The following is a 9944-nucleotide window of genomic DNA, read 5'->3' on the forward strand; positions in this document are numbered from 1 at the left end:
GCTCAGGCTCCGCTCGCCCCCAACGCGATTGAATCCGGAGGAGATGTGCTCGCGCTGGCCGCGGCATCGGGACCGGCCGCGGCAGCCGCCGCGGCATTGGGACCGGCCGCGGCCGCCGCCGCGGCCTCGGCGAGCCGCTGCAGGCGCAGCTGCCCGAGGAGCGCCGCGCCGAGCGCCGAGGTGAACTGCACGAGATCGCCTTCGGGTACGTTCACCTGCTCGCCCAACTGCTCGCGCACCACCGTCACCATCTTCTCGAAGCGCATGATGCCGCCAAGCAGCGTGAACTCGGGCTCCATCTGGGCGCGCTTCATGAGCTGCACCGAGCGGCCGACCAGCGAGACGATGGCGCCGTGCATGATGTCGGCCGGCGGCGTCCCTTCGGAGAGCTGGTTGATCACCTCCGATTCAGCGAAGACGGCGCAGACGCCGGAGATCGGGACGGCGCTTTTCGAAGTGTTGACCAGCGGCCCGATCTCGATCGTCGAGTAACCCATGTAGCGTGCTGTCTTCTCGAGGAAGGCGCCGGTACCGGCGGCGCACTTGTCGTTCAGGCGGAAGCTCTTGACCGCCGCCGTGGAATCGAGGCGGCTCGCCTTCATCGTCTGGCCGCCGACGTCGAGGACGGTGCGGGTGCCGGGGAAGAGGAACATGGCGCCGCGCGCGCTCGCCGTCAGATCGGTGACCTGGGTGTCGGCGGAGGCCATCTGGTGGCGCCCGAAGCCGGTCGAGACGATGTACTCGACCTCGGAGCGCTCGACGCCGGCCTCGGCGAGCGCCTGCGCGAGGACGTTCTCGGCCACTTCGTCGAGCTTGAAGCCGGTCGGTTCCAGCCGGCGGCCGAGGATGCGGTTCTCGGAGTCGAGGACGATCGCCTTGGTGTAGGTGGAACCGACGTCGATGCCGGCGGTGATTCTCATCTTCCTGCCTCCAGGCCGGGCATCTTGCCGCTCCCGGCGCTAGCGGAGAGGACCTCGCCGGCCGGGACCCGGCTCGCGAGGATCCGGTCGAGCGCGAAGAGCGCCGCGCCGATCGCGCCCATGAAGTGCGACTCTTCGCTGACGTTGAGCCTGAGATCGAGCCGGCTCTCGAGAGCGGCGATCATCGCCGGGTTGCGTGCCACGCCGCCGGTGAAGGTCACCTGGTCGGCGACGCCGACCCGGCGCAGGAGGCCGACCGAGCGCGCGCCGATCGACTGGTGCACGCCGAGCAGGACGTCCTCGATTTTCTTGCCCTTGCCGAGCCAGGAGAGCACCTCGGACTCGGCGAAGACCGTGCAGGTGGTGCTGATCTTCACCGGGCGCTCGCCGCGCATGGCGGTCGAACCGAGCTGGTCGAGCGGGATGTCGAGGGCGCTCGCGGCGGCGCCGAGGAAGCGGCCGGTGCCGGCGGCGCACTTGTCGTTCATGCAGAAGTCGACGATTTCGCCGTTCGCGGCGACGGAGATCGCCTTGGTGTCCTGGCCGCCCATGTCGATCACGGTGCGGGTGGCCGGGAACAGGTGCACCGCGCCGCGTCCGTGGCAGCTGATCTCGGTGACCTGGGTGTTGCCGAAGGTCACCTTGTAGCGGCCGTAGCCGGTGCCGACGACGTACTCGACCTCCTCTTCGCGCAGGCCGCTCGCGGCGAGCGCCTGGTCGAACGACTCCTGGGCGGCGCGCACGACGTTGGCGCCGGTCATCATCAGGGCGCGGCCGACGATGCGGCGTTCCTCGTCGAGGATGACCGCCTTGGTCTGGGTGGATCCGACGTCGACTCCGGCTGCGTAGGCCATCGTTCCTCCCTCAGGCTCCGCCGGCGCTCGTAGAGCTCGCTGCGGTCGCTGCGGTCGCGGCGGTTGCGGCGCCGGCGGCACTCGCTGCAATGGCCGCCTGCCGCTTGCGGGTCGCCAGCCCCTCGAAGAAGGCGTCCACCCGGTTCTTGAGCTGGGCTTCCGAGACCACGCGGCGGTCCATGTGGTCGGACTCGATGAACAGCGTCGCGGTGTCGAGCTTCGAGAGCAATGAGCGCCGGCTGTCGGCGAGGCCGGTCGAGACCGTGCGGCAGCTCTTGATCGGGTGGAAGACGACGCCGTCGGCGCCATAGTCGGCGATCATCTGCTCGAGGATGCCGGGCGAGAAGAACATGCTGTCCATGGCGTCGCGCACCGACATCAGCATCCCTTCGGCGAGGCTCTCGAGCGGCCGCGCGAGGTCGTACTCGAACCCCAGGTTCCCCCCGCCAGAGGCGAACCAGAGGTAGGTCGAGTTGACGAAGGTGCCGCCCCACTCGGTAAAGAGCTCGTTGAAGCGGCGGAAGATCGGATAGCAGGGCACGCCGACGAAGAGCAGGCGGTACTCCTCCGCGGTCAGGGTGCCGATGCCGTGCGCCGCCTTGTACTCCATCTCCTCGACCAGGTCGGTGAAGTAGGCGGCGCCCCTGGCGTCGCCGCGCAGGCCGTTGGCGACCCCGAGGTAGATCGTGCCGTCGGTGAGCGCATTGAAGAGCGCCGGCCGGCTGCGGTTGAGCTCGAGCACCCGCTTCCAGCAGCGGTTCATGGTGTTGGCGTGACCGAGGGCTTCGCGCAGCCGGTCGATGTCGAAGCGCTGGCCGCTCACCCGCTCGCAGAGCGCGATGAGCTCGGCGATCTGGGCGAGGACGTACTTCTTGTCGTTCTCGAAGTCGACCTGGCCGGGCCCGGTGACGCGTCCGCACGAGCGCGTGCCGGGCACGTCGAGGGTGAAGATCGGCGTCTCGTACATGCGCTCCCAGATCTCCGCCCATTTGATGTAGGTGTTGCAGGCGTTGGTGTAGACCGCGAGCGCCGGCTTGGGGATCCGGCCCATCGGCAACTCGCCGCCGCGCATCTGGGCGGCGAAATCGGCCTTGACGTAGCCGCAGATGTCGGGCGAGTAGCCGAAGTCCTCGGCCTCGTTGAGATAGTCGTGGGCGAGATGGCGCACGGCGGTCTGCAGCGAATTGATCTCGGGGAAAACGATGGGGAAGTCGAAGGTGCGCAGGAGCTCGGCGAGGCTCCCCATCACGAAGACGTAGGCGCCGCCCTGACCCCGCTCGGCGGCGTCGCCAAGGGAGGAGAACCAGTCGCGGAAGAGCTGAGCGCCGTCCCGGTTGGCGCGGCCAACTAGAGGATGGGCCAGCGGGGCGATCGGTGCGAGCGGACTCGCGGCGGGAGAGACGAGCGGGTTGCCGGCGGAAGCGTTTTCCATCAGGGCGCCCTCAACGGAAGAGAAGGTTCTCGACGAAGGTCTGGAGCTGGATCTCGAGGTGGTCGAAGCTCGTCATGCTCTCTTCGAACTCGCTCACGAAGTACGGAATGCCGGCATGGTCGAGGGCCTTGGTGTAGGCGACCTGCTCCTCGAGGCCGGGCTCGCACATCTTGGCCGCCATGACGATCGCGGCGTCGGCGCGGGCGTTGCGGATGCGCTCGAGGAGCATGCGCTCTTTGGGCTTGCGCAGATCGTGTTGCACCGGGCTGTAGCTCGACTGCTCGAGATAGGCGGTGGCGAGATTGGCGAGCGGGTCTCCGGCGACCGAGACGTCGCTCGTCAGCCAGCGCAGGCCGATCAGCAGGTCGTCATCGACGACGTAGCAGGAGCGGCCGATCGAGCGCACGAGGTCGAGCGGTGGCTGCTCGCAGAAGCCGCCCTCGAGCACCACCCGCGTGCGGTCCATCTTCTTCGCGGGACGCTCCGCGAGGCGCGGCAGCATGAACCGGAGGATCTCGTTGTGCTCCTCACGCGGCAGCAGGCCGGCCAGCGCGACCAGGACGTAGGCCTCGTCGGCCGAGACCTGCCAGGGGGTCTCCCGCTTCAGCCGGTAGAGGTCGCGCATCAGGGACCGGTTCTCGTTGAACACGGCGATCGAACAGGCGAGCGCGCGGTCGGCCTCGTCGCGGGTCATCTCGCAGCCGACGGCTGCCTCGACGCTGCGGCGCAGGCGGTCGTACTCGCCGCGGAGCCACATGGCGGCGTGCGCCGAGTTGGCGTTCTGCGGCAGGTAGAGGATCTCGGCCGGGTAGGGGAAGTTACGGCCCCAGATGGCGGCGAGGTTGCGGGCGGCGTCGCAGATCGGATGGCTGACGAACAGGTCGAGCTCGATGCGCTTCGAGAGCGCGAGGTCGAGCGAGGTCTTGAGAATCGAACAGAGATAGGAACCGAAGCGCGAGTCGGCTTGCGTCGGTTCGATCGGCGCGCCGCGCACCTTGAACGGCAGGGCGCCGGCGGCGTGCACAATCTCTTCCGGGAAGTAGACCTGGAAATGGCCGACAACCTTGCCGCCGGCCTCGCGCCAGCGCTTCACGGTCGGAAAGTCGGTGTCTTCGAGGAGCTCGCGGCACTCGTAGAGCGCCGCCTCGAGCGGCTTGTCCCGCCACTCCGGGAAGACCCGGGGCCGCGCGCCCGTGGCGCTCATGCCGGGCTTCCCTTCGGGGCGGGGGCGGTCGGGGCGGGGGCGGTCGGCGCGGGCGCGAGATCGACACCGCAGACGCCGCAGAAGGCGTGCCCGGCGGGCAGGTTCCCGGCGCCGCAGGCGCCGCAGACGCTGGTGGGCGGCCCCCACTGGGTCTCCGAGGAGCCGCCGGCGGCGGCGCGCTCGCGCAGCATCCCGAAACGCGCCGGGCGCTTCTCGACGAAGGCGCGCATGCCCTCGACCGGCTCCCAGGAGGTGTAGTGGAGCGCCAGCCAGTCCTGGGCGTGGCGCACCGTCTGGTGCCAGGCGAGGTCCTTCCAGAAGTTGACCTGCTGCTTGGTGTAGCGGGCGCACTCGGGGAAGCTCGCGAGGAGCTTCTTGGCCAGCTTCGCCACCTCCGCGTCGAGGAGCGAGAGGTCGATCCGGTAGTCGCGCTCGCCGCGCTGGGCGTGCCGGATCTCCTCGGCGGTGGCGTGTTCGATCCACTCCTCGCCGCGCCGGACCGACGGCACTACCCAGTTGACCAGTCCCCAGTCGAGGGCTTTCGCCGCCGGGATCGGCTCGTTGAGGAAGAGGATCTCCCGCGCCCGCTTGTCGCCGACCGTGATCGGCAGCCACTGCGTCGAGCCGCCGCAGGCGACCGAGCCGACGTGGGTGCCGACCTGCTTGATGAAGGCGTGCTGCGCCATGACCGTCAGGTCGCAGGCGAGCTGCGATTCGTTGCCGCCGCCGACCGCCATGCCGTTCAACCGTGCAATGACCGGCTTGCCGGTGTTCAGGATGCTCTCGATGTAGGCGCGGAAGAGCGCCATGTACTTCCAGTAGTCGCGGGGAGTGGTGACGTAGTCCTCTGCGTACTCCTTGACGTCGCCGCCGGTGCAGAAGGCCTGGTGGCCGGCGCCGGTGAGGACGATCACGCCGACCGCGTCGTCGAAGCTGGCGTCGCGGAAGGCGGTCGCGAGCTCCTCGAGGGCGCGTGTACTGTAGGCGTTGTAGTTCTGCGGTCGATGGATGGTGATGGTGGCGACGAAGTCGCTCTTGGCGTAGAGCACTTCCTCGAATCCAAAGCTCGCGGCGGGACGGGAGGGGAACTGGCCCATGGATTGCCTCCGCCAAGATATTACACTAGTGATACGGTCGTGTGTAAAGTGACATACAAAGATGCCTGCGCGGGAGCGGGCCGGACCGCCGGGAGGAGCGCGAGATGGGGTTGTATTTCGAGGAGCTCGAGGACGGGCAGGCGTTCGACTGCGGCGAGCGCACGGTCGGGGATGCGGAGATCGGCGCCTTCGCGGAGCTTTCGGGGGACCGCAATCCCCTGCATCTCGACGACGAGTACGCGCGCGGCACGCCGCTCGGCGGCCGGGTGGCGCACGGCGCGCTGGGAATCGCTGTCGCCACCGGTCTGATGGCGCAGGCCGGACTGACGGCCGGGACCCTCGTCGCGCTGCTCGGCCTCGACTGGCGGTTCGTCGCCCCGATCCGGCCGGGAGACCGGTTGCATCTCGCGCTGCGGGTGGTGGCCCGGCGGGAGCTGCCGGGCCGCGACCGGGGGGTGGTGAAGTTCGTGGCGGAACTGGTGAATCAGGCGGGGGTGCTGGTTCAGAGCGGCGAGATTGTCGAGCTGATCCTTCGGAAGCCGCGGCGACCGACGGTCGCGGGGAGCGGGGACCCGGTGGGCTAGAGATCGCCCGCGGCGCAGACGCTCTGGATGTACCTCTCCGCCGGTTCGGCGAGCACCGCGTGGTAGGTCTCGAAGAGGGTGGCGGCGCGGTCGCCGAGCCAGCCCTCGGGGAGGAGCTCTGCCGGCAGAAACGGATCGCTCGCCGGGAAGGCCCGGTAGGCGTGAACGAGCTCGAAGCGGCGCTCGAAACAGTCCTCGGGGCTCGTGCAGGGGAGCGCCATGCGGCCCCGCGCGGCCTCGCTTCCGGCGTGGCGGCACTGGCCGCAGTGAGCGAGCTGTGGCGCCCAGCGATCGATGAACTTGCGGTAGCTGGCGTTGACCTCGGCCAGATCCCAGCACTGGGCGACGAGCTGAGCGGTGCTCGAGAAGCCGGTGTGCTCGGCCCTGAAGACCTCGACGTTACGAGTGACCTTGAGTCGACGCGCGATGCCTTCGACCTCGGCGCGGACGTCGTGCGGCGTGATCCAGAGTCCGTTGGTCAGGGCGCCGCAGCCGAGCCAGGAGAGCTTGGCGCGCAGGCTGTCGCGCAGGCGCCGGCGGGTCTCGGGGATCGAATAGGCGACGAGGTACCAGGCGCCGTCCCAGGCGGCGTGCCGCGGCGGATGATAGATGCGCTCGCGACCCTCTTCGAGCAGGCGACGCCCCTTCGGGCTGAGGCCGTAGTAGCCGCGCCCCTTGTTCCGCGTGGCGACGAGCCAGCCGCGGGCGGTCATGCGGGAGAGGGCGGTGCGGGTCGCCGGTGCCGACATGCCGAGGCGGCCGAGCAGCGGAATCAGGGCCCCGACCCAGACCGGCCGGTCGCGGCCGAGGAGATAGTCTCCGAACAGGGTGAAAACGAGGTCCTGGGAACGGGGCGAGGCCATGGCGGCGCAACAGTATGGCGGCGCGCGAACGACCGTCAAACAAATGGCACATGAGATGGGCCGCCTGCGACCGCCTCGGACCCCCCGAGGGAACTCGACTCCATGAGGTGCCCACTCCGTGAGGTGCCAGCCTCTTCGGGCGGCGCCCTGGGCGCCGCGGAGGAGGATGATCGCCGGGAGGGGAATCCATGATCGATGCCAGCGAGTTCCGCCTAGAAGCCGCCTCGTGCCCACTGAGTCTTCGGAGCCACCGCAGCCGGGCTCTCTCAACGGTCGTGGCCTGTCTGGGGCTGCTGACGGCAGGAGCGTCGGGGCAGAGTCCGGCTCCGATGGCTCCGACACCTCCGACGGCGGCGAAGGCCGCGCCGCCGGTGCTGCTGCTGAACGAACGCCACCCGCTGCCCGGGATGGTGACGGGCGGGATTCCGGCCGGCACGGGCGGAGCCGCGGACTTCCGCGCGCTGGCCGGTGCCGGGGTGCGGACCTACATCGATCTGCGGGCCGACGCCGAGGTACCGCCGGAGACTGCCGATCTGGCAGCCGGCGCGGGACTCGACTACCGGCGTCTGCCGATCGCCGGCGAGGCGGATCTCGACCTCGCGAGCGCCCGGGCGCTCGATCTGCTGCTCGACGAATGGGGCCGTTACCCGATCGCGCTCGCCTGCTCGAGTGGCAACCGGGTCGGAGCGCTGCTGGCGCTGCGGGCCTTCTGGCTGGACGGCGCCGATGCGGGCGCCGCTCTGGAGGTCGGCCTCGCCGCCGGCCTGACGAGGCTCGAACCGTCGGTGCGGCTGCTCCTCGGACTGCCGCCGATGACAGCGACATCTCCGACACCTGCGACGCCGGCGCCGGGGGCGACCGGTCCACCGAGCCCGGCAGCGGCCGGCGCCGCGAAGCCGCCGCAGAAACCGAACTGAAAGGACCACCATGACCGAAGTGCACAGCACCTACCCGTTCTCCGTCCGTTGGCTCGAAGGCCGGGTCGGACTGGCCAGCGCGCCGGAGGTCTCGCCTGACATCGAAGTGGCTCCGCCGCCGCAGTTCGGCGGTCCGGGAGGCCGATGGACGCCGGAGCATCTGTTCGTCGGCGCGGCGACGACCTGTTGGCTGACGACCTTTCTCGCCTACGCCGAGCGGGCGCGGCTCGAGGTCGTCGCAGTGGAGGCCGCGGGCGAGGCGATCGTCGAGCGCGGCGACGACGGGCGGGTGTCGATCCCGCGGCTCCTCCTGCGGCCGAAAGTGACGGTCCGCAGCGAGGAGGATCGGGCGCCGGCGCTCAAGTGGATGCTGAAGGCCGAAGAGACCTGCCTCATCGCGCGCGCCATGCGGGCCGTGGTCGAGCTCGAGCCCGAGGTGCTCGTCGCCGCCGAGGTGCTCGCCACGAGCGCCGGCGACGAGCGGGGCTAGCGCGGCAGACCGGCGACGCCTTCGATCTCGAGCAGCAGGTCGGCGCGGCAGATGTCGGCCGCGACGAAATGCAGCTCGGGCCCGGGCCCGATGCGCTGCCGCAGGGGCTTGCGCACCAGGTCGAGGTCGGCGGCATCGCGCAGGTAAACCCGGAAGGAATCGAATTCCGCGAGCTCGGGCAGCCTGGTGGTCTCGTCCGAAGAGGTCTCGAGCAGGACCTCGATGTTGCGCAGCGTCTCCTCGAGCTGCTTCAGGAGCTCGCCCACGTGGCGCGTCTCGTGGCCGGTGATGCTCGCGGTACCCGAGAGGAAGAGCACCTGCCCGAGCTCCGGAGGAGAAAGTGTCGCGCGAGTGAAGGACGGCGGTCGCGGGCCGTAGTCGGCCGGATAGCGAAACGCGTGCACCTGCCGGGGATTGCCCAGGTGGCGTCCGGGCGACCTCGCCGCCGCGAACCAGGTCACCAGGTGGTCGCCGGAGCTGCCGACGGCGGACGAAGCCGAGAATCGTTCCTCGGCCCCGGTCACGCCGTAGCGGCTGTCGAAGGCGGCGGCGCGTCCCGCGTTGAACAGCCGATAGCGTTCGGTTCCGTTCTCGACGGCGTTGATGCCCGGCAGGAAGTTCCAGACCCGCAGGAGATGCGGAAAGCCGCGCGTTTCGGCCGCCTCGAGCAGGCCCGCGAAGTGGGTAGCCGTCTCCCGGGTGAGGTCGCCGGCCAGCCGAGTGCGAAGACTGCCGAAGAGGATGCTGCCGTTCTCGGCCCAGTCGACCGGGCCGAGGTGCCCGCGCTCCGTCGCAAGTTCGGAGTACCAGGCCTCGAGTGCAGAGGTCCCGCCGAGGACGCGATTGGGAACCCGGGCGCAGGGCCATTCGGGGCAGGCGCCGGCACCGCCGAAGCGGAGGCTCATCAGGAGGTTGTCGGTCTCCCCGGTCCGCAAGGCGAGGTCCCCCGTGGAACAGGCGACGGGCAGGGGGAAGTGTCCCCCCTCCAGGGCGCCTCGGTCCGTGGGGGAGAGGTTCGAAGACTTCATCCGGTCCTCCAATTTAGACCGGCGCGGCCGCGAAGCTCCCACTCCCCGGGGTGGGCCGGGGACCCTGGCTCGTCCCGCTTCCTCTTGCCGTCGGCGAAACCTCGGGCGCGAATTCGGGTCGGGGCCCGATTTGCGGTGCATCCGCCGATAGACTGCCGCCATTCCAGGCCTGGAGAGCGAACTGCCGCCGATGCCGTCGATGCCGCCCGCCCACCCCCCCACTCGCCCGGTTCCGTCCCGCTTACGGAGGGCGATCCGCCTGCTGCCGCTCTATCCGTTCGAGTGGATCTGCCTCCTTCTGACTCTCGGGAGCGTCGGCTTCCTGCGTTCCAGAGGGATGCGCATCGACTGGAAGACGGTCGAGTACACGGTGTACCCGATGCTCGAGGCGCTGCCACGGCCGCTGCTGCTCGGAGTCGGGCTGCAGCTCGGCGTCCTCCTCCTTCTGCGCAAGCCGCTGTCGGGCTATCTCGCGGCGCTCAAGGACTGGCGTTGGTGGGGGCTGTGGCTGCGCCTCTGGATCGTCTGCATGGCGCTCACCTACACCTATTTCTG

Annotated in this window: 11 protein-coding genes; 4 read left to right on the forward strand and 7 right to left on the reverse strand. The window is 69.7% G+C overall.

Annotated elements, in window-relative coordinates; all coding sequences use genetic code 11:
- Positions 1-2: 2 nt before the first annotated feature.
- From KBI44_09640 to KBI44_09660, 5 genes are read right to left on the reverse strand one after another with little or no spacing between them, the layout of a single operon-like run.
- Positions 3-920, reverse strand: a complete 918-nt coding sequence (locus KBI44_09640; GenBank protein ID MBP9144733.1) for a 2-hydroxyglutaryl-CoA dehydratase — start codon at positions 918-920, stop codon at positions 3-5.
- Positions 917-1774: a 2-hydroxyglutaryl-CoA dehydratase gene (locus tag KBI44_09645; protein MBP9144734.1), complete on the reverse strand. Its 858-nt coding sequence runs from the start codon at positions 1772-1774 to the stop codon at positions 917-919. Before KBI44_09645 ends, KBI44_09640 begins: the two co-directional genes overlap by 4 nt.
- A gap of 10 nt (positions 1775-1784) precedes the next feature.
- Positions 1785-3206: a 2-hydroxyacyl-CoA dehydratase gene (locus tag KBI44_09650; protein ID MBP9144735.1), complete on the reverse strand. Its 1422-nt coding sequence runs from the start codon at positions 3204-3206 to the stop codon at positions 1785-1787.
- A 10-nt stretch (positions 3207-3216) separates the two neighbouring features.
- A complete protein-coding gene (locus tag KBI44_09655) occupies positions 3217-4410 on the reverse strand; it encodes a 2-hydroxyacyl-CoA dehydratase (protein MBP9144736.1) in 1194 nt (397 codons plus the stop codon).
- Complete coding sequence (locus tag KBI44_09660; protein MBP9144737.1) at positions 4407-5507, reverse strand: enoyl-CoA hydratase/isomerase family protein; 1101 nt, start codon at positions 5505-5507, stop codon at positions 4407-4409. The genes KBI44_09655 and KBI44_09660 overlap by 4 nt, the downstream gene beginning before the upstream one ends.
- Before the next feature lie 104 nt (positions 5508-5611).
- Here KBI44_09660 and KBI44_09665 point away from each other — a divergent pair, with 104 nt between their 5' ends.
- On the forward strand, positions 5612-6091 hold the full coding sequence (locus KBI44_09665; GenBank protein ID MBP9144738.1) for a MaoC family dehydratase N-terminal domain-containing protein: 480 nt from the start codon (positions 5612-5614) through the stop codon (positions 6089-6091).
- On the opposite strand, the gene KBI44_09670 is transcribed toward KBI44_09665, so the two are convergent.
- Positions 6088-6954: a phenylacetic acid degradation operon negative regulatory protein PaaX gene (locus KBI44_09670; protein ID MBP9144739.1), complete on the reverse strand. Its 867-nt coding sequence runs from the start codon at positions 6952-6954 to the stop codon at positions 6088-6090. The two genes, KBI44_09665 and KBI44_09670, sit on opposite strands and share 4 nt — an antisense overlap.
- Before the next feature lie 329 nt (positions 6955-7283).
- Between KBI44_09670 and KBI44_09675 the strand changes: the two genes are divergently transcribed.
- Both KBI44_09675 and KBI44_09680 read left to right on the forward strand, forming a co-directional pair.
- A complete protein-coding gene (locus tag KBI44_09675; protein ID MBP9144740.1) occupies positions 7284-7871 on the forward strand; it encodes a hypothetical protein in 588 nt (195 codons plus the stop codon).
- A 10-nt stretch (positions 7872-7881) separates the two neighbouring features.
- Positions 7882-8361: an OsmC family protein gene (locus tag KBI44_09680; protein MBP9144741.1), complete on the forward strand. Its 480-nt coding sequence runs from the start codon at positions 7882-7884 to the stop codon at positions 8359-8361.
- Here KBI44_09680 and KBI44_09685 read toward each other — a convergent pair.
- The gene (locus tag KBI44_09685; GenBank protein ID MBP9144742.1) at positions 8358-9389 is read right to left on the reverse strand and encodes a hypothetical protein; all 1032 of its coding nucleotides are present in this window, start codon (positions 9387-9389) and stop codon (positions 8358-8360) included. The genes KBI44_09680 and KBI44_09685 overlap by 4 nt on opposite strands.
- A 190-nt stretch (positions 9390-9579) precedes the next feature.
- Between KBI44_09685 and KBI44_09690 the strand changes: the two genes are divergently transcribed.
- Positions 9580-9944: hypothetical protein (locus KBI44_09690; protein ID MBP9144743.1), on the forward strand; the 365-nt coding region annotated here is incomplete at its 3' end.

The organism is Thermoanaerobaculia bacterium (assembly GCA_018057705.1).
Taxonomy (GTDB): domain Bacteria; phylum Acidobacteriota; class Thermoanaerobaculia; order Multivoradales; family JAGPDF01; genus JAGPDF01.

Coding starts and splice junctions, on each gene's coding strand:
- KBI44_09650 (MBP9144735.1), bottom strand. CDS start 3,206: ATGGAAAACGCTTCCGCCGGCAACCCGCTCGTCTCTCCCGCCGCGAGT.
- KBI44_09670 (MBP9144739.1), bottom strand. CDS start 6,954: ATGGCCTCGCCCCGTTCCCAGGACCTCGTTTTCACCCTGTTCGGAGAC.
- KBI44_09640 (MBP9144733.1), bottom strand. CDS start 920: ATGAGAATCACCGCCGGCATCGACGTCGGTTCCACCTACACCAAGGCG.
- KBI44_09660 (MBP9144737.1), bottom strand. CDS start 5,507: ATGGGCCAGTTCCCCTCCCGTCCCGCCGCGAGCTTTGGATTCGAGGAA.
- KBI44_09665 (MBP9144738.1), top strand. CDS start 5,612: ATGGGGTTGTATTTCGAGGAGCTCGAGGACGGGCAGGCGTTCGACTGC.
- KBI44_09685 (MBP9144742.1), bottom strand. CDS start 9,389: ATGAAGTCTTCGAACCTCTCCCCCACGGACCGAGGCGCCCTGGAGGGG.
- KBI44_09645 (MBP9144734.1), bottom strand. CDS start 1,774: ATGGCCTACGCAGCCGGAGTCGACGTCGGATCCACCCAGACCAAGGCG.
- KBI44_09675 (MBP9144740.1), top strand. CDS start 7,284: ATGGCTCCGACACCTCCGACGGCGGCGAAGGCCGCGCCGCCGGTGCTG.
- KBI44_09655 (MBP9144736.1), bottom strand. CDS start 4,410: ATGAGCGCCACGGGCGCGCGGCCCCGGGTCTTCCCGGAGTGGCGGGAC.
- KBI44_09680 (MBP9144741.1), top strand. CDS start 7,882: ATGACCGAAGTGCACAGCACCTACCCGTTCTCCGTCCGTTGGCTCGAA.